Genomic DNA, 19,561 nt, shown 5'->3' on the forward strand with positions numbered 1-19,561 from the left:
CGCACATACCCGCTCCGCGGGCCGGCCGGGATCCGCCTGATCATCCGCTGCCGGTGCCCCCTCCAGCGGAGGCCGGCAGCATCATCGCCCGCCGGTAGCGCACCGAACTCGTGCTGCCCCGGCGCACGATCTGCTGCAGCTTCTGCCCCTCGTGGTCGGTCAGTCCGCGCACACGGACGGGCTCGGCCACCGCGCCTCCAGCGGTCGGATCGGATGTCACCGCACATGCAACCGCCACGACCGCCGACCCGGCGAACCTATGCGGTCACAGCACTAGCGCGTCTCGACGAGCCGACCCGCGTCGCGGGCCAGCGCCGTGAGGCGGGAGATCGCCCGGAAGTACTTCTTGCGGTACCCGCCGTTGAGCATCTCCTCGCTGAACAGCCGGTCGAAGGGGAGCCCGGCGGCCAGCACCGGGACCTCGCGGTCGTAGAGCCGGTCGGCCAGGACGACGAGCCTGAGGGCCGTCGACTGGTCGGGAATCGGCCCCACGTCGGTCAGGCACACCGCGTTCAAGCCGTCGGCCAGGGCGCCGTAGCGGCTGGGGTGGACCTTGGCGAGGTGCTCCAGCAGGTGCGGGAAGTCGTCGAGCGAGGCGCCCTGGACGGCGTACGCCGTCTTCGTCACCTGTTCCTCGGAGAACGGCGCCGGGGCCTGCGGCAGCCCGCGGTGGCGGTAGTCCTCGCCGTCGATGCGCAGCGGGCGGAAGTGCGCCGACAGGCCCTGGATCTCGCGCAGGAAGTCGGCCGCCGCGAAGCGGCCTTCGCCGAGTTTTCCGGGGAGCGTGTTGGAGGTGGCGGCCAGCGCGACCCCGGCGTCGACCAGCTTGCCGAGCAGCGTGGAGACGAGGACGGTGTCGCCCGGGTCGTCCAGCTCGAACTCGTCGATGCACAGCAGGCGGTGCCCGGAGAGCGTACGGACCGTCTGCTGGAAGCCGAGGGCGCCGACGAGGTTGGTCAGCTCGACGAACGTGCCGAACGCCTTGAGCGCGGGCTCGGCCGGGGTGGCGTGCCAGAGGGAGGCGAGGAGGTGGGTCTTGCCGACGCCGTAGCCGCCGTCGAGATAGACCCCGCGCGGGCCGGCCGCCGCCCTGGGCGTCTTCGCCCTGCCGAAGCCGAGGAACCCCCGTTTGGCGGTACCGACGGCGTGCGCTCCGCCGAGCCCGCCCGCGAAGCTCTCCAGGACCCCGACCGCCTCGGTCTGGCTGGGCTGGTTCGGGTCCGGGAGGTACGTGCTGAAGCGGACCGAGTCGAAGCGCGGCGGCGGCACCATCTCGGCGACCAGCCGGTCCGCGGGGACGAACGGCTCACGGGCGCAGAGGGACGCGGGGGCCGCGTCGGCTATCGGGCCGGTGCGCGGGGCGGTGGAGGAGGACGACACGGTTCCCCATGCTAAGCCTCGTGCCAGACTGCCTCGCATGCGACGGCTGTTCCCTGTGACCGACCAGACAGTGGCGACGGACCTCGGCGGGAGGCCGCTCGGCGGCTCCGGCGGCGGAGGCGGTACGCCCGGGGCCCCTGATGTGCGGGGGGACCGCGATGCGCCCGGGAATCGGGAGTGGAGCCTCGACGAGCTCGCCGACGCCTACGCCTACCCCGAGCCCGCGCCCGAGCCCGCGCCCGTTGGCCCGCAGCCCGGGGCCGGAGCGCCGCGGCCCTGGCTGCGGGCCAACATGGTGTCCACGCTCGACGGCGCCGCCCATCACGACGGGCGCTCCCAGGGCATCTCCACCGCGACCGACATGCGGATCTTCGGCACGCTGCGAGGGCTCGCGGACGTGGTGGTCGTCGGCGCGGAAACGGTACGCCTGGAGGGCTACCGTCCGGCACGCGCGCGTGCGGAGTTCGCCGAGCGGCGCGCGGCGGCCGGGCAGGCGCCCGCTCCGACGATCGCCGTGGTCACCGCCAGCCTCGACCTGGACTTCTCGCTCCCCCTCTTCGCCTCGCCGCAGGCGCCCACCCTGATCCTCACCGGCGCGTCCGCCGCGCCTGACAGGGTGGCCGCCGCGGAGAAGGCCGGCGCCCGGGTGGTGGTCGCCGGCGACGGCGTGGGCGTGGAGCCCGCACGCGTCGTACGGGCGCTCGGCGAGCTCGGGCACACCCGGCTGCTGACCGAGGGCGGGCCCCGGCTGCTGGGGCAGTTCGTCGCCGCCGAGGTGCTCGACGAGCTCTGTCTGACCCTCTCGCCGATGCTCGTCGCGGGCGACGCCCAGCGGATCGCGGGCGGGCCCTCGGTCCCGGTCCCGCGGCGGTTCGCCCTGGTGTCCCTGCTGGAGGAGGACGGGTTTCTGTTCGGGAGGTACGGCAGGGTCTGATCCGTGCGCCGTCCGGGACTCCCGGAACGGACTCCCGGAACGGACCCCCGGAAACGGAGCCCCGGAGACGGAGTCCCGGAAACGGGCTCCCGAAACGGCGGAATCTTCCGTTCCGGTTAGCTTCGGGTGGGCAGACTAGGACTCGCAGACCCCGTGCGAACACGGGGAAGGATGGTTTCCGCAGGGCCGGGAAAGCGGCTCACGGAAGTTTGAGGGCCACGGGGGTCCTCGCATGAGAATGGGGCGCTGGTGTTCACAAGCGTGTTGATGATCGAGAAGGCCCTGACGTCCGCCGACGTGGAGTTCGTCACCACCTTGCACGGGGACGAGGCGGTGTCCTTCCATGTGCTGCTCCAGCCGCGCGGCGATCAGGCCGACCGGCTGTTGAGAGCCATCGACGACATCGCCCTCGGCGAGCTGGACGAGGCGACCCGCGAGCGGGAGACGCCCGAGGGGCAGGACGCTGCGGCGCTCGGGGTGCAGGCCCTGGAGGTGTCGCTGGAGGCGCTGCACGGGGCGGGCAGCGAGGCGGTGGGGCGGCTGGTCGAGGACCATCCGCTGGACGCGCTGAAGGCGCTGGTCGAGGAGACCGGGGCGGACGAGGTGATCGTCCTCACCGATCCCCACTACGTGGAGGAGTTCTTCCACCGGGACTGGGCCTCCCGGGCCCGGCACAAGGTGGGGGTGCCGGTGCTGAAGCTGTTCTCGCACAGCAAGGCGTAGCACCAACGGGCCGCCGGGGTGCGTCGGTCACGGCCCCGCGCCCCTGCGGCGGATGCGGCGGGCTGCGCGGAATAAGGTTGGGGGCGCACTCACCGTCGTACCGCACCCTGGGAGACAACGCATGGCACCCGGCCTTCCTTCCGCCATGGACCGACCGCACTTCATCGGCATCGGCGGCGCCGGGATGTCGGGGATCGCGAAGATCCTCGCCCAGCGCGGGGCCGCGGTGGCGGGCAGCGACGCCAAGGAGTCCGAGACCGCGGCGGCGCTGCGGGCGCTGGGCGCCACCGTGCACATCGGGCACGCGGCCGGGCACCTCGCCGACGACGCGAGCTGTGTGGTCGTGTCGTCGGCGATCCGCAAGGACAACCCGGAGCTGGCCCGCGCCGCGGAGCTCGGCATTCCGGTGGTGCACCGGTCCGACGCCCTCGCCGCGCTGATGGACGGGCTGCGGCCGATCGCCGTGGCCGGCACGCACGGCAAGACGACCACCACCTCGATGCTGGCCGTCTCCCTGTCCGAGCTGGGCCTGAGCCCCTCCTACGCGATCGGCGGCGACCTGGACGTCCCCGGCTCCAACGCGCTGCACGGCGAGGGCGAGATCTTCGTCGCCGAGGCGGACGAATCGGACCGCAGCTTCCACAAGTACGCGCCCGAGGTCGCGATCGTCCTCAACGTCGAGCTCGACCACCACGCCAACTACGCGTCGATGGAGGAGATCTACGAGTCCTTCGAGACGTTCGCCGGGAAGATCGTGCCCGGTGGCACGCTGGTGATCACCGCCGACCACGAGGGCGCGCGGGAGCTGACGCGGCGGATCGAGGGCGTGCGCGTGGTGACGTACGGGGAGGCCGCGGACGCCGACGTACGGGTGCTGTCCGTCGTTCCCCAGGGGCTGAAGAGCGAGGTCACCGTCCTGCTCGACGGGCAGGAGCTCACCTTCGCGGTGTCCGTGCCCGGTCGGCACTACGCGCACAACGCGGTCGCCGCGCTGACCGCGGGCGTGGCGCTGGGCGTCCCGGCGGCGGAGCTGGCGTCCGCGCTGGCCGCGTACACGGGCGTCAAGCGGCGGCTGCAGCTCAAGGGCGAGGAGGCGGGGGTCCAGGTCATCGACTCCTACGCGCACCACCCCACGGAGATGACGGCGGACCTGGAGGCGATGCGCGCGGCGGCCGGCGACGCCCGCATCCTGGTCCTCTTCCAGCCCCACCTCTTCTCCCGGACGCAGGAGCTGGGCACGGAGATGGGCCGGTCGCTGGCGCTCGCGGACGCCTCGGTCGTGCTCGACGTCTACCCGGCGCGCGAGGACCCGATCCCGGGCGTGACGAGCGAGCTGATCATCGACGCGGCCCGGGCGGCGGGCGCGGACGTGACCCCCGTGCACGACAAGGCCGAGGCGCCGGACGTGGTGGCGGGAATGGCGAAGGCCGGTGATCTCGTTCTCACCATGGGCGCGGGCGACGTGACCGACCTCGGTCCGCAGATCCTCGACCGACTCGCCCAGAAGTAAACGGGAAGCAACGGAAGTAAGGGGTTGTCCGCCATGTCGTACGACGTCGAAAAGCCCGAGGAGCAGTGGCGGGCGGAGCTGACCCCGGCCGAGTACGCCGTGCTGCGCCAGGCCGGGACGGAGCCCGCCTTCGTCGGGGAGTACACCGACACCAAGACGCAGGGCGTCTACTCCTGTCGTGCCTGCGGCGCCGAACTGTTCACCTCGGACACGAAGTTCGAGTCGCACTGCGGCTGGCCGTCCTTCTTCGACCCGAAGGACACCGACGCCGTCGAGCTCATCGAGGACCGCTCGCACGGCATGGTGCGGACCGAGGTGCGGTGCGCGCGCTGCGGATCGCACCTCGGGCATGTGTTCGCGGGCGAGGGCTATGCCACCCCCACGGACCAGCGGTACTGCATCAACAGCATCTCGCTGCGACTGGCGCCCGCCGAGGACTGACGCCCGCCGAGCCCTGACTGCCCGTCGCGGAAGGGCGAGGCCGGTTCACAGGGCCTCCCGCTGCACCAGCGCCGACAGCACCAGCATGCCGGGCAGCAGCGGGAGCCAGACCGTCAGGACGCGGTAGCCGATGACGGTCGCCGTGGCCAGGGGCAGGGGCGCGCCGTACCCGGCCAGGGCGAAGACCAGGGCCGCGTCCACCGGGCCGATGCCGCCCGGCGCGGGCACGGCCCCGGCCGCGGTGCTCGCAGCGAGGAACGCGAACACCAACTGCGGCCAGGAGACGGGCAGTTCGAGCGCCTTTCCGACCGATGCGACCACGCTCGCCTGGAGCAGCGGCGCGGCGATCGCTCCGCCCCACAGGGGTACGAAACGGGCGGGGCGGGTGTGCAGCTGCCGGGCGTCGGTGAGCGCGGTGCGCACGAAGTCCAGCGCGGGTCGGCGCAGGGGCCGTACCACGGTCAGGGCGACCGCGGCCGCCGCGGGGGCCAGCAGCAGGCCCGCGGCGGCCAGCAGCAGCGTCTGTCGGTCCGGGAGCAGGGCGGCGGGGCGTACGGCGGTGGGGGCCGCCAGCAGGAAGAACAGCAGCAGGGGAGTCTTCGCCAGGGCCCTGACCAGGGAGTACAGGGCGATGGAAGCGGTTGCCCTGGGGAGCGTCACGCCCTGGCGGCGCAGAAAGCGGACGGTGACCGCGTGCGCGCCGATGCTGGCGGGCAGGACGTGGTTCGCGGCGCCCGCGGCGATCTGGGAGGCGAGCAGCAGACCCGGCGGCAGCCGGTCCGGGATCGCGCCCTGACGCACACAGGCGGCGGCGACCCAGCCAAGGGCGGTGAAGAGGAGCCCGGCCAGCAGCCACCAGGGGTCGGCGGCGGCGAGGCGGGCCGCGCCGTCCCGTACGGCGTGCCAGTCGACCGCCGCCCACACCCCGAGCAGCAGGAGCGGCAGCAGGGCCAGGGTGCGGCGGGTACGGCGGGCGGGGAGAGCGGGGAGAGCGGGGAGAGGCGGACGGCGGTCGCCGGCCCGGGGGAGCGGGGAGGCGGGACCGTCGAGCGGGAGCAGGGACACGGCGCACGTCGTCCTTCCGCGTCACGTCCGCGCACGGCGGGGTGACGGATCGGGGGCCCTGAGCGGGGGAGGGGACGGGGGAGAGCTTCCCCTCCGGTGTGACGGCACGGTGTCCGGAAGCCTACGGCGGGCGGGCTGAGGGGCGACCGCGGTGAGGTGGGCGGGGCGGGGTGGGGTGGGGGTGCGGATGTGGGTGCGCAGGGCTGTGAGGGTTCTGCCCGTGCGGGTGCGGAGGGGCTGGGGAGTTCTGCCCGCGTGGGAGAGTTCTGCCCGTGCCCGCCGCGGCTCATCCCGGCGCCGGCCGACGGGCAGTCGCAGGCCACGCCGAGCAGCTCACGCCGAGCCGTCTACCCCGGGCGGGGCCCTTCATCCCGGGAGCGCGCCGCTCCCCCCGCCCGCAGCACCGCCGTGTCCGACCCGGGGTCAGACGTCCGTGTCGCCCACGCACTTCGCGATCTGCCGGATCGGCTGCACCGCCCGGCTCAGCTCCACCAGCGCCGTGTCGGTCTGCGCCGCCCGGTCGGTGATCGCGAGCTCGACGGCCGGGTCGCGGCCGTAGGTGATGAGGACCTTGCGGCCGTCCCGGAACTTCGCGTCCTCGAGGACCCAGTCCACGCCGTTCACGTTCAGGCACCTGTCGACGGTCGGCGCGGGCGGCTCCAGGCCGCAGCGCAGGACCACCGCGCCCTCGCCCCAGGCGGCGACCCCCGCGAGCCTCGGCCCGGACCGCTCCTGTCCGCCGAGGCTGGACGGGTACCCTCGGGCGATCCGGGCGCACTCCGGGGCGTCGCCGCGCGGGGCGGCCGTCACCGCCGGCCCGGCCGGCTCCCCCGCGCGCACCACGAGCACGGCACCGCCGGCGAGCAGCCCGGCCACGGCCAGACACAGACCCGCCCGCACCTGCCGCGACCGTCCCACCCGCCGCACCCGCCGCGTCCATTGCGGCCGTTGCGAAGAACGACCCGTCATCGTCCCGTACCCCCGTCGCGACAGCGCTCTCAGTCGCGCAGCACCTTACGCGGCGCTCCCGTACCGCTCGCGGCCGGTCCCAGGGGCAGGGCGACCGTGAACACCGTCGGCCTCGCCTCCTCGCCCAGCTCCAGCGTGCCGCCGTGCGCCCGTACCAGGGACCGGGCCACGGACAGGCCGAGGCCGCTGCCGCCGCGGTCGCGGCTGCGGGCCTTGTCGACGCGGTAGAAACGGTCGAAGACCCGGTCGCGGTCGCCGGGCGGGATGCCGGGGCCCTCGTCGGCCACCCGCACCCGCGCCGCGCCCGGGGCCAACGACACCGTGACGGACACCGGGGTGCCGGCCGGGGTGTGCACGGCCGCGTTGGTGAGGAGGTTGTCCAGGACCTGCCGGATGCGGTGCGGATCGAGGCGCAGCCGTACGGCGGACGGGCCCGGGGACACCGTCAGGGGGTGGCCGGGGTGGCTCGCGCGGAAGGCGTCGGCCGCCTGTTCGACCAGCTCCACCAGGTCGGCGTCCTCCATCCGCAGCGGCGTCTCCACCTCGGCCGCGTCCAGCCGGGCGAGCAGCAGGAGGTCGTCCAGGAGGACGCCCATGCGGGCGGCCTCGGCGCGCAGCCGGGCCAGATGCCGGTCGCGTTCCTCGGGCGCGTTGGCGGCCGCGTACTGGAAGAGGTCCGCGTAACCGCGTACCGACATCAGCGGGGTGCGCAGTTCGTGCGAGGCGTCCGCGACGAAGCGGCGCAGACGCTGTTCCGCCCGGGCGCGCACCGCGAGCGAGGCGTCGATGTGCTCCAGCATCGTGTTGAAGGCCGTGCGCAGCTCCTCCACCTCCGGGCCGCCGCCGGGTGCGTCCGCGCGCAGCGGGAGCCGGGACGCGGACTCGGAGAGGTCGTGGGAGGCGATTCCGTGCGCGGTGTGCGCCATGTCGCTCAGCGGCTTCAGACCGCGCCGCAGCATCGACCGGCCGAACACCACGAGGGCCAGCAGCGCCAGGCCGAAGGTGACGACCTGGATGGTGATCAGGTGCCGTACGGTGTCCTCGATGTCGTCCAGGGGCGCGCCGCTGACCAGGACCACGCCGGGTTCGACCTCGCAGGCGCGCAGCCGGTACAGGCCCTCGCCCTTGAGGTCCTCGGTGCGCAGGACCTCGGTGCCCGCGGCGGTCTGCGCCTTGGCCAGGGCGGTGAGGTCCTCGATGTCCTCGGGCACGTCGGCCGCGTCCTCGGGCTTGCGCAGCACCGGGGCGCCGTCCGTCACGTCGTACACGGCGTAGTACCAGCGGTAGTACTTCTTCCCCTCCAGCGAGCCGGAGGTCGCGATGCTCTTGGACTGGGCGACCTGGGCCAGCTTCAGCTGGTCGTTGAGCTGGGCCGACAGATAGTCCCGCATATAGGTCGTCAGGGCGGTGCCGACGACGGCGAAGACCACCAGGGCCAGCGCCCCGAGGCCCAGCGCCAGCCGGGTGCCCAGCCGCAGCCGGCGGTACGACCGCCAGCACCGGCGGATCACTCGGCCGCCTGCCGGATCACGTATCCGAAACCGCGTACCGTCTGGATCAGCGGGTCGTCGCCGGTCGCGTCGAGCTTGCGGCGCAGCCGGCTGACGACCAGCTCCACGACGTTGGAACGGCCGCCGAAACCGTATTCCCACACATGGTCGAGGATCTGCGCCTTGGTCAGCACGGTCGGCGACTTGCGCATCAGATAGCGCAGCACCTCGTACTCGGTCGGGGTGAGCGTCAGCAGCTTGCCGTCGCGCCGGACCTCCCGGGTGTCCTCGTCCATCGTCAGATCCGCCACCCGCAGGACCGAGCGCTGGAAGGCGGGGCCCGAGCTGCGCCGCAGCACGGTCCGCAGCCGGGCCATCAGCTCCTCCACGGCGAACGGCTTCACCAGGTAGTCGTCCCCGCCCCGGGTCAGCCCCGCCACCCGGTCGGCGACCCCGTCCCGCGCGGTGAGGAACACCACGGGCACCATGGTCCCCGAGCGCCGCAGCCGGTCCAGCACGCCGAAGCCGTCGATGTCCGGCAGCATCAGGTCGAGCACCACGATGTCGGGATGGAACTCGACGGCGAGGCGCAGCGCCTGCTCGCCGGAGTTCGCGGTGACCGCTTCCCAGCCCTCGTAGCGGGCGACCGTCGCCACGAGGTCGGCGATCGGCGGGTCGTCGTCAACGACGAGGAGGCGTACTTTTTCCACCTGCTCATAGTGCGTCACCCGCCCCCGGACGCCAGACCCGCGTCTCCCGCGCGCGCACATCGATAAACTCTTGAAAGTTGTACGACAGGAAATCGACAGCACCGCACGGACAAGCTCTGTGTTCTAAGGACCCGATCTAGGAGTTTCCGTCCGTGACGACCGTCCAATCGCCTCCCGTTCCCCCCACGGCGATCCGGCCCAAAGTAGTGGCCCGCACCGGCCTGTACGCCGTGCTCGCCGCGAACGCGGCCGTCGTGACCCTCTTCGCCGTCCAGGCGGGCTTCGCCTCCAACGCGCTGGTCGTGCTCGGCCGCTTCGCCGGTCTGTACGGCGCCCTGCTCATGGCGTTCCAGCTGCTCCTGGTGGCCCGGCTGCCCTGGCTCGACCGCCGCATCGGCATGGACCGGCTGACCAACTGGCACCGCTGGACCGGCTTCGGCCTGCTGTGGACGCTGGTCGGACACGTGGTGTTCATCACCTTCGGCTACGCCCAGTCGTCGTCGATGGACCCGGTGAGCCAGCTCGTCGACCTCGCCGAGACCGTCGAGGGAGTGCTGCGCGCGGTCGTCGCGCTGGTGCTGATCCTCGTCATCGGCGGCGTCTCCGCCCGCTGGGCCCGCCGTCGGCTGGCCTACGAGACCTGGCACTTCATCCACCTGTACACCTACGTCGCCGTCGTGCTGGCCTTCACCCACCAGGTCGCCGTCGGCACCACGTTCACGGCGTCGTCCGCCGCCACCGCGTACTGGTACGCCGTGTGGGGCGTCGCCCTCGGCTCCGTGTTCCTGGGCCGGCTGGCGCTGCCGCTCTGGCGCAACTGGCGTCACCAGCTGCGCGTCGAGTCGGTCGTCCCCGAGGCCGACAACGTCGTCAGCGTCTACATCACCGGCCGGGACCTGGACAAGCTCCCCGCCCGCGCCGGCCAGTTCTTCCTGTGGCGGTTCCTGACCAAGGACCGCTGGTGGCAGGCCAACCCCTTCTCCCTGTCGGCCGCGCCCGACGGCGCCCGGCTGCGCCTGACCGCGAAGGCGGCCGGCGACGGCTCCGCCTCCCTGCGCCACCTCGAGCCCGGCACCCGCGTCTTCGCCGAGGGCCCCTACGGCGCCTTCACCGCGATGCACCGCACCCGCCCCGAGGCCGTGCTCATCGCCGGCGGCGTCGGCGTCACGCCCATCCGGGCCCTGCTGGAGGAGCTGCACGGCCACGCCGTCGTCATCTACCGGGTCGCCGCCGACCGGGACGCGGTCCTCTACGACGAGCTGCGCGACCTCGCCCACGCCAAGGGCGCGGAGCTGCACCTGGTGACCGGCCCGCCGGTGCCGGACCAGCTCGCCCCGGACCGGCTCGCGCTGCTCGTGCCGGACATCGCCGACCGGGACGTCTTCCTGTGCGGACCGCCCCCGATGATGAACGCGGTGCTCGGCAGCCTGCGCCGGCTGGACGTGCCCAAGCAGCAGATCCACTTCGAGCGCTTCAGCCTGGCGGGATGAGAGAGACATGAAGCGAGCAATACCTGTCCTGGTCCTGTCCGTCGTGGGCCTCGTGCCGGTCTGGCGCTACGAGGCGTCCACCGGTACGACGTCCACGACCGAGGTCGCCTCGACCCCCTCGGCGTCGTCCTCCACCTCCTCGGGGTCCGCGGGGTCCACCTTCGCGGGTTCGACCGTGAACACGGAGAAGGGCGACGTCCAGGTCCAGGTGACCTTCCAGGACGGCAAGATCACGGCTGTGAAGATGTTGAAGCAGCCGAATCATCCGCAGACGACGGCGGCTGTGCCGAAGTTGATCGCGGAGACGTTGGAGGCGCAGAGCGCGGACATCGACACGGTGTCCGGTGCGACCATCACCAGCGACGGCTACCGGGAGTCCCTCCAGGCCGCGATCGACGCGCAGGCGTCGGCCGCCTCGGCGTCCCCGTCGGCCTCGGCCGCGGAGTCCGCCTCGCAGACCGTGGCCGGTTCGACGGTGAACACGGAGAAGGGCGACGTCCAGGTCCAGGTGACCTTCGAGGGCGACGAGATCACGGCTGTGAAGATGTTGAAGCAGCCGAATCATCCGCAGACGACGGCGGCTGTGCCGAAGTTGATCGCGGAGACGTTGGAGGCGCAGAGCGCGGACATCGACACGGTGTCCGGTGCGACCATCACCAGCGACGGCTACCGGGAGTCCCTCCAGGCCGCCATCGACGCGAAGGGCGCCTGACATGAACCGGGTCGAGCACGTCATGGGCTTCCCCGTCTCGCTGCGCGTCGACGACGTCGACGCGCCCGGCGAGGCGGCTCACGCCGAGGCCGCCGCGGACGCCGTGTTCGCGTGGCTCCGCGAGGTCGACGAGCGGTTCAGCCCGTTCAAGGCCGGCAGCGAGGTGTCCCGGTACGACCGGGGCGAGCTGACGGCCGACGAGCTGAGCGCCGACCTCGTGGAGGTGCTCGACCTGTGCGAGGAGTACCGGGTCGCCACCGGCGGCGCGTTCGACGTCCGGCTGCCCGGCCGGGGCCTGGATCCCTGCGCGGTGGTCAAGGGCTGGTCGGTGCAGCGGGCGGCGGAGCTGCTGACCGGGGCCGGACTCACCCGGTTCTGCCTCAACGCCGGGGGCGACGTGGTCGTCTCCGGCGGGCCCTGGCGGGTCGGCGTACGGCACCCGGAGATCGCCGACAAGCTGTGCGCCGTCCTCGACCTCACCGACGGGGCGGTCGCGACCTCCGCCCGCTATGAACGCGGCGACCACATCCTCGACGGCCGCACCGGCCGCCCGGCGACCGGCCTCGACAGCCTCACCGTCGTCGCCCCGACCCTCACCCTGGCGGACACGGTCGCGACGGCCGCCTTCGCGATGGGCGCGCAGGGCGTGGAGTGGGCGGCGGCGCGGGAGGGCTGCGAGGTGTACGCCGTGCTGCCCGGCGGACGTGTGCTGCGGACCGGCGGGTTTCCCACGGCGGGGGCGACGGCTGCGGCGTGAACGCTGTCGCGTGAACGTGAAGAAGGGCGGGCCGCCGGTGGAAACCGGCGGCCCGCCCTTCGCTGTCTGCGGAGTCTTCTCAGCCGACGTCGGACGCGTCCAGGCGGTACAGGCCGCTGTAGTCCGAGACGGCCGTGCCGTTCTTCTCGACCCAGGTCGAGATCTCGGAGTTCGAGGAGCCCTGACCGCTGTCGCTGACGACGATGTAGTGCAGCTTGCCCGCCTTCACCAGGCTCTTGAGCTTGGCGAGGGTCATCGCGTCGTCGGAGCCGGACCAGCCGCCCATCGAGATGACCGGCTCGCCGGACTCCAGGATGATCGAGGAGGCCGTCTGGTCGGTGGCCACGGCCACCAGCCAGGTCGCGCCGTCCTGGTTCTTCTTCAGGTACGTGATCATCGCGGAGGACACCTGCGTGCCGCCGCCCATGCCACCGCCGCCGGCCTGGCCGTCGGTGCTGCCCGACTCGGCCGTACCGGATTCGGCCGTACCCGACTCGGTGCTGGATCCGTCGGTGGACGAGGAGCCGTTGCCCGACGGGGGCTGGCCCATCGACTGGCCGCTGGAGCTGCCCGATTCGCTCGTGCCGTTCCCCGGGCCGCCGTCGCCGCTGGGCCGCTGGCCGCCGCCCATGCCGCCGCCACCGCCCATGCCGCCGCCGGTGCTCGGACCCGCCGTCGGGTTGGTGCCGTTGGGGCTGGAGCTCGCCGCCGCGGCCGAGTACGCGGCCGGACCGGCGAGCAGGGCCACGACGGCCGCCAGTGCGGCGACGCCCATCAACCGCTGCCGCTTGCTGAACCGGGCGACCAGCAGTCCGATCACCGAGGCCGCTCCCGCGACGCCGGCCACCACCTCGGCGACCGTGTACAGGGCACCGGAGCCGGAGACCCGCTGGAGCAGGACGACCGCCCACACCGAGCTCGCCGCGACCGCGGCCGGCAGCACCCAGCCCCACTTGGCGGCCGAGCCCTCGCGGAAGGCCTTGTACAGCATGACGCCGCCCGCGCCGGCCAGGGCCGCGATGCCGGGGGCCATGGCGGTGACGTAGTACGGGTGGAAGGTGCCCTCGGCGAGGGCGAAGGTCAGGTAGTGGAAGACGAACCAGCCGCCCCACAGCAGCAGCGCGGCCCGCTGGGCGTCGATGCGCGGGGCACGGCCGCGCAGCACCAGACCGCCGATCAGCGCGATGAGAGCGAACGGGATCAGCCAGGAGATCTGACCGCCCATGATCTCGTTGAACAACCGGTACAGGCCCGCTTCGCCGCCGAAGCTGGCGCCGTTGCCCTGCGAGCCCACCGACGAGCTGGCCCCGAAGATACGGCCGAAACCGTTGTAGCCGATGACCAGGTCCCAGACCGTGTTGTCGGTCGAGCCGCCGATGTAGGGCCGGGAGGAGGCGGGGATCAGGTCGACGACCACCATCCACCAGGCGCTGGAGACGACCAGCGCGACGGTGCCGACGGCGAGGTTGCGAAGACGCCTGCCGAGAGAGGCGTTCGCGGCCCAGAGGTAGACGAGGAAGAACGCGGGCAGGACGACGTACGCCTGCATCATCTTGGTGTTGAACGCGAAACCGATGGCGACGCCCGACCACACCAGGGGCAGCAGCCGGCCGGTGCGCACGGCCTTCAGCAGGGCGGCCGCGCCCAGCAGCATCAGGAAGACGAGGACCGGGTCGGGGTTGGTGTCGCGGGTGATGGCGACCGTGATGGGGGTGAGGGTCAGGGCCAGCGCGGAGATCGTCGCCGCGACGGGGCCGAAGTCCCGCTTGACCATCCGGTACAGCAGGGCCACCGAACCGACGCCCAGGCCGACCATCGGAAGCGTCAACTGCCAGGTGCCGTACCCGAAGACGCGGGCCGACAGGCCCATCACCCACAGGGCGAACGGCGGTTTGTCGACCGTGATGAAGCTGCCGGCGTCCAGCGCGCCGAAGAAGAACGCCTTCCAGCTCTTGGTGCCGCTGTAGACGGCGGCGTTGTAGAAGCTGTTTCCGGTGACGGAGGAGAGGTTCCAGGCGTACAGGGCCGTGGCGAGGACCAGGACCGCCCACAGGGCCGGGCGGGCCCAGCGCGGGTCGTCGGGGGCGCCGGTGAACAGCCTCTTGGAGCGGGCGGCGAATCCGCCGGCCGCGGGCGGGGCGGACCGGTGCCGGGGGCCGTCCTCCTGGACGGGGGCGGGCGGCGGGGCGAGAGTCGTCATGACGCGTACTCCAGGTGGGTGTTCGTCGCGGCGGGCCGGACGGCGGGGGAGGTGCGCGCCGCGGGCACGTGCGGGGTGCTCGTGCGGCGGGGTACGGCGGGGACGCGGGTGCGGCCGGTGAGGGTGGAGCGGAGCATGCGGCCCATGCCCTTGAGGTCGTCGACGGCCGTGCGGACGATGTCGACCCGGCTGTCGGGGTCGTCGGTCCAGTCGACCGGGACCTCGTGGACGCGGAGCTTGTTGCGCTGGGCCAGGACCAGCAGTTCGGTGTCGAAGAACCAGGCGGTGTCCTCGATGTGCGGGGCGAGCGTGCGGAAGACGTCGGTGCGCACGGCCTTGAAGCCGCACTGCGCGTCCGAGAAGCGGGCGCCGAGCCCGGCCTTCAGCAGCAGGTTGTAGGAGCGGGAGACGAACTCCCGCTTCGCGCCCCGGACCACGGCCGCCTGGCGGTGCAGCCGGCTGCCGATCGCCAGGTCGCTGTGGCCGGACAGAAGCGGGGCGACCAGCGGCAGGAACGCCTCCAGACCGGTGGACAGGTCGACGTCCATGTACGCGACGACGTCGGCGGTGGACCGGATCCACACGTGCTTCAGCGCGCGGCCCCGGCCCTTCTGCTCCAGCCGCACGGCGTGCACGTGCGGGAGGCGCAGGGTCAGGTCGGTCGCCGCGTACCAGGTGGCGTCCGTGCTGGCGTTGTCCGCGATCGTGATGCGGAACGGGAACGGGAAGGACTCTTCGAGATGTGCGTGGAGACGGCCGATGCTGTCGGCGAGGACGTGTGCCTCGTTGTACACCGGCACCACGATCTCCACCGACCGCTGCCGGACGCCTCCCGCGTTCGTTTCGTTCATGTCAGCGACGATCGGGGCCGTGTCTGGGGGATCTCTGAGCCGTCCCTGAGGGGAGAGTGAGAATCAGAGGACTCACAGGTCGTGCACAGTGAAGACGCCGCGGAAGCCGGCGCGGGCCGTCAAAACGCCCGCAACACAAGCGGTCTAGACTCTCTCCGTAACGGCCCGAAATCACATGGTCGATAGCGGGCGGAAATGGCCAGACCCGAAGGGTATTCGGCGCTTTGATACGGATAGATTCAGTCACCAAGCGGTACCCGGACGGCACGGTGGCGGTCGACCGGCTCTCCCTCGAGATACCGGACCGCGCGATCACCGTCCTGGTCGGCCCCTCGGGGTGCGGCAAGACGACGACCCTGCGGATGATCAACCGGATGGTGGAGCCCAGCGAGGGCACGATCCTCATCGACGGCGTCGACAGCCGGCAGCAGCCGGTCAACACCCTGCGCCGGTCCATGGGTTACGTCATCCAGAACGCCGGACTCTTCCAGCACCGCACGATCGTCGACAACATCGCCACCGTGCCCCGGCTGCTCGGCTGGAGCAAGGACAAGGCCCGGGCGCGGGCCCGGGAGCTGATGGAGCGGGTCGGGCTCGACGCCTCGCTCGCCAAGCGCTACCCCTACCAGCTCTCCGGCGGCCAGCAGCAGCGCGTCGGCGTGGCACGGGCGCTCGCCTCCGATCCGCCGGTGCTGCTGATGGACGAGCCCTTCTCGGCCGTCGACCCGGTCGTCCGCAAGGGACTTCAGGACGAACTCCTGCGCATCCAGGACGAGTTGGGCAAGACGATCGTCTTCGTCACGCATGACATCGACGAGGCCGTCAAGCTCGGCACGATGGTCGCCGTACTGCGCACCGGCGGCCATCTCGCCCAGTTCGCGCCGCCCGCGGAACTGCTGTCCGACCCCGCCGACGCCTTCGTCGAGGACTTCCTCGGCGCCGACCGGGGCATCCGCCGCCTGTCGTTCTTCTCCTCCGCCGGGCTCGACCTGCTCACCACGCCGATCGTCGCGATCGACTCCACCGCCGAGCAGCTCGCCGCCCGCGGCACGGCGGACGCCCCCTACCTCCTCGTCACCGGGCTCGACGGCCGGCCGCTGGGCTGGAGCGAGCCGGGCGAGCTGACCGCGGGGCGGATCGACGCGGACCGACTGCTGCCGTACGGACGGCCGTTCACGGCCGGGCGGGACTCGCTGCGGGCCGCCCTCGACTGCGCCGTGCTCTCGCCCACCGGCTGGGCGGTCGCCGTCGACGCCGAGGGCCGGGCCAGCGGCGTCGTCTCCCAGACGGCCATCGGCGAGGCGATCCGCGGAGCCCACGCCGCCGCTCCGGCGCAGCGCTCGGCCGCCCGGGAGAACACGGCCAACGTCGTCGGGACCGCCCAGAAGGTCATCCGGTGAACCGCTTCTTCGACATCCCGAGCGACCTCCAGCACAGTTGGTTCGGCCTGATCGTGCTCCATCTGCGCGAGGCGCTGCTGCCGGTCCTGGGCGGTCTGCTGCTCGCGCTTCCGCTGGCGCAACTGTGCGTGCGGCTGCGCTGGTTGTACCCGCCCGTGCTGTGGGTGACGACCGTGCTCTACGCCATCCCGTCGCTGGCCTTCTTCGTGGTCCTCATCGACTACACGGGCCAGACCGAACTGACGGTGATGATCCCGCTCACCGTCTACAGCCTGGTCGTGCTGGTCCCGGCGATCGTCGACGGCGTCCGCTCGGTGCCGCAGGAGACGCTGGCCGCCGCGACCGCCATGGGCTTCGGGCCCGTACGGCGTTACGTCCAGGTCCAGTTGCCGATCGCCGTGCCCGCCATCATCGCGGGCCTGCGGGTGGCGACCGTCTCCAGCATCAGCCTGGTCAGCGTCGGCATGCTGATCGGCAACCAGGGCGCGCTCGGCAACCTGCTGCACGACGCGCAGATCTACAACCGGCCGGAACTCGCCTGGAACTCCGTGATCACCACGGCCGTCCTGGCGGTCCTCGTGGACGCCCTGCTGGTCCTCGTCCGCGTCCTGCTGACCCCGTGGATGCCGAGCGCCACCTCCCGCCGCAAGCCCGGGCCCGCCACGGTCCGGCCCGATCCGGCGGTGGCCGCACTGGAGGACGCAGCCCGGTGAACGTACTCAACTTCGTCAACGCCTTCTTCAGCGACACCGCCCACTGGCACGGCTACGACGGCATCCCCACCCGCCTGGTGGAGCACGTCCAGTACTCGCTGGAGGCGCTCGCCATCGCCGCCGCCATCGGTCTGCCGATCGGTCTCGTCACCGGCCACTACGGGCGGGGCGGCAACGCGCTCTCCATGATCGCCACCGCGGGCCGGGCACTGCCCACCTTCGGCCTGCTCGTCCTGACCACGATCATCGTGGGCTTCGGCATGCTGCCCGTGATGATCCCGCTGGTCGTCCTCGCCGTCCCGCCGATCCTGGTCACCACCTACGAGGCGATGCGTTCCGTCGACCCCTCCCCGGTCGACGCGGCGCGGGGCATCGGCCTGGGGGAGTCGCGGATCCTCCTCCAGGTGGAACTCCCGGTCGCGCTCCCGCTGATCCTCGGCGGTCTGCGCTCGGCGGCCATCCAGATCGTCTCCACGGCCACCATCGCCGCGTACGTCGGTCTCGGCGGCCTCGGCCGCTACATCGTCGACGGCCTCTACCAGCACGACTACGAGAAGGTCGTGGGCGGCGCCACCCTGGTCGCCGGCATGGCCCTCGCCACGCTCGCCCTGTTCTGGGCCGCGACCAAGGCAGCGGTCTCGCCGGGGGTACGCCGGAGCAACTAGCTTTGCCCCGCAGGTCGTACGGCGATCGCGTCGACCTCGAAGAGCATGCCCGGCAGGGCGAGTGCGGCGACCCCGCTCAGGGTCTGGGCGGGGAGCCGCTCGCCGAAACGCGTGTGCAACGCCTCGCCGAGGGTCTCCAGCTTGCCGGGGTCGTGGTCGACGACGAACGTCCCCAGCCGGACGATGTGCCGCAGCTCGAGGCCGACCCCGGCCAGCGCCGACTCCAACCGGTCGAAGGCCAGCCCGACCTGGGCGGCGAAGTCGCCGGGCACGGGGGCGCCGGCCGCGTCGGAGGCGTACTGCCCGGCGACGAAGACGAGTTCCCCGGGCGCCGAGACGGCGTGGCTGTACCCGAAGGGCGTGGGGTCGTGCAGGGCGGGCGGGTTGACGATCGTGCGGTCGTCCTCATGGCTCATGTGAGGGACAACTCCGGCGCGGGGGAAGATCATTCCCCCGCACTCGCGTTCCCCCTGGTCGACCGGTCGGTCAGCGCTCCGTGCGGGCCAGCGCCTGTTCCAGCACGACGAGCAGCGCGTCGCGCACCGAGCCGCGCTCGCGGGCGTCGAAGACCAGCAGCGGGATGCCGTCGGACACGTCGAGGGCCCAGCGGACCTCGTCCAGCGTGTGCGCGACCTGGCCGTCGAAGGCGTTGACGGCGACGGCGAACGGGATCTGCTTGTGCTCGAAGTAGTCGACGGCCGCGTAGCAGTCGTCGAGCCGACGGGTGTCGACGATCACGAGCCCGCCGATCGCCCCCTCCACGATGTCGTCCCACATGAAGCCGAACCGTTCCTGCCCGGGCGTGCCGAACAGGTACAGCTTCAGGGTCGGGTCGATGGTGATGCAGCCGAAGTCCATCGCGACCGTGGTCGTGGTCTTGCGCGGGGTGTGGCTGAGGTCGTCCACACCCGCTGCGACCTCGGTGATGGCCGCCTCGGTGGTCAGCGGCTCGATCTCGGAGATCGAGCCCACGGCGGTGGTCTTGCCCACGCCGAAGCCGCCCGCGATCACCAGTTTCACCGGCAGCGGCGGCCGTACGGCGGCCTGGCCGGCCGACCCGGTGCGGACCAGCGGTTCAGTCGGTGTCACGGAGTACCCCCCGGGAGTCGGGGATGGCCCGCAGGCCATCGATAACCCTGCGCAGAACGGACGCGTCATGGGTGACGCCGGAGTCGGGCACGTGCACCGACAGCTGCCCCGCCGAGCGCAGGTCCTCGGCGAGGACCCGCACCACGTTCAGGTGCAGCCGCAGCAGCGCCGCGATCTCCGCGATGGACTGCGGCCTGCGGCAGGCGGCGACGATGTCGTGCTGTTCGAAGGAGAGCCGGTCCAGTTGGTCGAGTCCGCCGGCGGTGGCCACCAGCTGGGTCTCGACGGGCATCGTCCGGCCGGACGACGCCTCGCCCGCCCCCGCCACCCGGCCGGCGGTGACCAGGAAGGGCCGGACGGCGGGCGCGGGACCGACGGGTGCGCCGCCGTCCTCGCCGGCGCCGCGCTGGGGGCCGTCCGCCATCGTCGTGGTTCGCTCTCTCTACGGTCTCGCTACGGTGG

General features: G+C 72.4%; 20 protein-coding genes and 1 pseudogene. 10 read left to right on the forward strand and 11 right to left on the reverse strand.

Features of this window, described 5'->3' with window-relative positions:
* Positions 1-64: 64 nt before the first annotated feature.
* A pseudogene (locus OG562_RS32745) lies at positions 65-190 on the reverse strand (IS630 family transposase); the annotation flags it as partial.
* A gap of 83 nt (positions 191-273) precedes the next feature.
* Positions 274-1,380 carry a cell division protein ZapE gene (gene zapE, locus OG562_RS32750; protein WP_266404429.1) on the reverse strand — a complete coding sequence of 369 codons (1,107 nt, stop codon included), beginning with the start codon at positions 1,378-1,380 and terminating at the stop codon, positions 274-276.
* Positions 1,381-1,417: 37 nt separating this feature from the next.
* Between zapE and OG562_RS32755 the strand changes: the two genes are divergently transcribed.
* The 4 genes from OG562_RS32755 to msrB all read left to right on the forward strand — a co-directional run bounded on the left by OG562_RS32755 (position 1,418) and on the right by msrB (position 4,988).
* Entirely contained in the window at positions 1,418-2,314 is an 897-nt protein-coding gene (locus tag OG562_RS32755) for a pyrimidine reductase family protein (protein WP_266404431.1), read from the forward strand.
* A gap of 249 nt (positions 2,315-2,563) precedes the next feature.
* On the forward strand, positions 2,564-3,037 hold the full coding sequence (locus OG562_RS32760; RefSeq protein WP_266404432.1) for an indole-3-glycerol phosphate synthase: 474 nt from the start codon (positions 2,564-2,566) through the stop codon (positions 3,035-3,037).
* Between the two features lie 121 nt (positions 3,038-3,158).
* Positions 3,159-4,547, forward strand: a complete 1,389-nt coding sequence (murC, locus tag OG562_RS32765; RefSeq protein ID WP_266404433.1) for a UDP-N-acetylmuramate--L-alanine ligase — start codon at positions 3,159-3,161, stop codon at positions 4,545-4,547.
* A 33-nt stretch (positions 4,548-4,580) separates the two neighbouring features.
* A complete protein-coding gene (gene msrB / locus OG562_RS32770; protein WP_266404435.1) occupies positions 4,581-4,988 on the forward strand; it encodes a peptide-methionine (R)-S-oxide reductase MsrB in 408 nt (135 codons plus the stop codon).
* A 45-nt stretch (positions 4,989-5,033) separates the two neighbouring features.
* Here the strand turns inward: msrB and OG562_RS32775 are convergent, their stop codons facing one another.
* From OG562_RS32775 to OG562_RS32790, 4 genes are all read right to left on the reverse strand, one after another.
* The gene (locus OG562_RS32775) at positions 5,034-6,053 is read right to left on the reverse strand and encodes a lysylphosphatidylglycerol synthase transmembrane domain-containing protein (protein WP_266404437.1); all 1,020 of its coding nucleotides are present in this window, start codon (positions 6,051-6,053) and stop codon (positions 5,034-5,036) included.
* 423 nt (positions 6,054-6,476) lie between these two features.
* On the reverse strand, positions 6,477-6,971 hold the full coding sequence (locus OG562_RS32780) for a DUF3515 domain-containing protein (RefSeq protein ID WP_266404438.1): 495 nt from the start codon (positions 6,969-6,971) through the stop codon (positions 6,477-6,479).
* 80 nt (positions 6,972-7,051) lie between these two features.
* Positions 7,052-8,533, reverse strand: a complete 1,482-nt coding sequence (locus tag OG562_RS32785; protein WP_266404440.1) for a cell wall metabolism sensor histidine kinase WalK — start codon at positions 8,531-8,533, stop codon at positions 7,052-7,054.
* Positions 8,530-9,282 carry a response regulator transcription factor gene (locus tag OG562_RS32790; protein ID WP_266404442.1) on the reverse strand — a complete coding sequence of 251 codons (753 nt, stop codon included), beginning with the start codon at positions 9,280-9,282 and terminating at the stop codon, positions 8,530-8,532. Before OG562_RS32790 ends, OG562_RS32785 begins: the two co-directional genes overlap by 4 nt.
* A 92-nt stretch (positions 9,283-9,374) precedes the next feature.
* Between OG562_RS32790 and OG562_RS32795 the strand changes: the two genes are divergently transcribed.
* The 3 genes from OG562_RS32795 to OG562_RS32805 are packed head-to-tail and all read left to right on the forward strand — an operon-like array spanning position 9,375 to position 12,181.
* Positions 9,375-10,712 (forward strand): ferredoxin reductase family protein, encoded by a 1,338-nt coding sequence (locus OG562_RS32795; protein ID WP_266404444.1) that lies wholly within the window; start codon positions 9,375-9,377, stop codon positions 10,710-10,712.
* Positions 10,713-10,719: 7 nt separating this feature from the next.
* The gene (locus OG562_RS32800; protein WP_266404447.1) at positions 10,720-11,424 is read left to right on the forward strand and encodes an FMN-binding protein; all 705 of its coding nucleotides are present in this window, start codon (positions 10,720-10,722) and stop codon (positions 11,422-11,424) included.
* Position 11,425: 1 nt separating this feature from the next.
* Entirely contained in the window at positions 11,426-12,181 is a 756-nt protein-coding gene (locus OG562_RS32805) for an FAD:protein FMN transferase (protein WP_266404450.1), read from the forward strand.
* A 79-nt stretch (positions 12,182-12,260) separates the two neighbouring features.
* Here OG562_RS32805 and OG562_RS32810 read toward each other — a convergent pair whose 3' ends face one another.
* Both OG562_RS32810 and OG562_RS32815 read right to left on the reverse strand, forming a co-directional pair.
* The gene (locus OG562_RS32810) at positions 12,261-14,381 is read right to left on the reverse strand and encodes a glycosyltransferase family 39 protein (protein WP_266404452.1); all 2,121 of its coding nucleotides are present in this window, start codon (positions 14,379-14,381) and stop codon (positions 12,261-12,263) included.
* Entirely contained in the window at positions 14,378-15,232 is an 855-nt protein-coding gene (locus OG562_RS32815) for a dolichyl-phosphate beta-glucosyltransferase (RefSeq protein ID WP_323187580.1), read from the reverse strand. The genes OG562_RS32810 and OG562_RS32815 overlap by 4 nt, the downstream gene beginning before the upstream one ends.
* 224 nt (positions 15,233-15,456) lie before the next feature.
* Here OG562_RS32815 and OG562_RS32820 point away from each other — a divergent pair, with 224 nt between their 5' ends.
* From OG562_RS32820 to OG562_RS32830, 3 genes are read left to right on the forward strand one after another with little or no spacing between them, the layout of a single operon-like run.
* Positions 15,457-16,632 carry an ABC transporter ATP-binding protein gene (locus OG562_RS32820; RefSeq protein ID WP_266404454.1) on the forward strand — a complete coding sequence of 392 codons (1,176 nt, stop codon included), beginning with the start codon at positions 15,457-15,459 and terminating at the stop codon, positions 16,630-16,632.
* Positions 16,629-17,345, forward strand: coding sequence for an ABC transporter permease (locus OG562_RS32825; protein ID WP_266404457.1), 717 nt, complete (start codon positions 16,629-16,631; stop codon positions 17,343-17,345). The genes OG562_RS32820 and OG562_RS32825 overlap by 4 nt, the downstream gene beginning before the upstream one ends.
* A complete protein-coding gene (locus OG562_RS32830; RefSeq protein WP_266404460.1) occupies positions 17,342-18,010 on the forward strand; it encodes an ABC transporter permease in 669 nt (222 codons plus the stop codon). The genes OG562_RS32825 and OG562_RS32830 overlap by 4 nt, the downstream gene beginning before the upstream one ends.
* Here OG562_RS32830 and OG562_RS32835 read toward each other — a convergent pair.
* From OG562_RS32835 to OG562_RS32845, 3 genes are all read right to left on the reverse strand, one after another.
* Positions 18,007-18,426, reverse strand: coding sequence for a RidA family protein (locus OG562_RS32835; protein ID WP_266404463.1), 420 nt, complete (start codon positions 18,424-18,426; stop codon positions 18,007-18,009). The two genes, OG562_RS32830 and OG562_RS32835, sit on opposite strands and share 4 nt — an antisense overlap.
* A gap of 70 nt (positions 18,427-18,496) precedes the next feature.
* Positions 18,497-19,099, reverse strand: coding sequence for an ATP/GTP-binding protein (locus OG562_RS32840; protein ID WP_266404464.1), 603 nt, complete (start codon positions 19,097-19,099; stop codon positions 18,497-18,499).
* Positions 19,086-19,523 carry a DUF742 domain-containing protein gene (locus tag OG562_RS32845; RefSeq protein ID WP_266404465.1) on the reverse strand — a complete coding sequence of 146 codons (438 nt, stop codon included), beginning with the start codon at positions 19,521-19,523 and terminating at the stop codon, positions 19,086-19,088. The genes OG562_RS32840 and OG562_RS32845 overlap by 14 nt, the downstream gene beginning before the upstream one ends.
* Between the last annotated feature and the right edge of the window lie 38 nt (positions 19,524-19,561).

The sequence above is a fragment of the Streptomyces sp. NBC_01275 genome (assembly GCF_026340655.1).
Taxonomy (GTDB): domain Bacteria; phylum Actinomycetota; class Actinomycetes; order Streptomycetales; family Streptomycetaceae; genus Streptomyces.

Coding starts and splice junctions, on each gene's coding strand:
- OG562_RS32835 (WP_266404463.1), bottom strand. CDS start 18,426: ATGAGCCATGAGGACGACCGCACGATCGTCAACCCGCCCGCCCTGCAC.
- OG562_RS32800 (WP_266404447.1), top strand. CDS start 10,720: ATGAAGCGAGCAATACCTGTCCTGGTCCTGTCCGTCGTGGGCCTCGTG.
- OG562_RS32805 (WP_266404450.1), top strand. CDS start 11,426: ATGAACCGGGTCGAGCACGTCATGGGCTTCCCCGTCTCGCTGCGCGTC.
- OG562_RS32790 (WP_266404442.1), bottom strand. CDS start 9,282: ATGTGCGCGCGCGGGAGACGCGGGTCTGGCGTCCGGGGGCGGGTGACG.
- murC (WP_266404433.1), top strand. CDS start 3,159: ATGGCACCCGGCCTTCCTTCCGCCATGGACCGACCGCACTTCATCGGC.
- msrB (WP_266404435.1), top strand. CDS start 4,581: ATGTCGTACGACGTCGAAAAGCCCGAGGAGCAGTGGCGGGCGGAGCTG.
- OG562_RS32845 (WP_266404465.1), bottom strand. CDS start 19,523: ATGGCGGACGGCCCCCAGCGCGGCGCCGGCGAGGACGGCGGCGCACCC.
- OG562_RS32810 (WP_266404452.1), bottom strand. CDS start 14,381: ATGACGACTCTCGCCCCGCCGCCCGCCCCCGTCCAGGAGGACGGCCCC.
- OG562_RS32815 (WP_323187580.1), bottom strand. CDS start 15,232: ATGAACGAAACGAACGCGGGAGGCGTCCGGCAGCGGTCGGTGGAGATC.
- OG562_RS32755 (WP_266404431.1), top strand. CDS start 1,418: ATGCGACGGCTGTTCCCTGTGACCGACCAGACAGTGGCGACGGACCTC.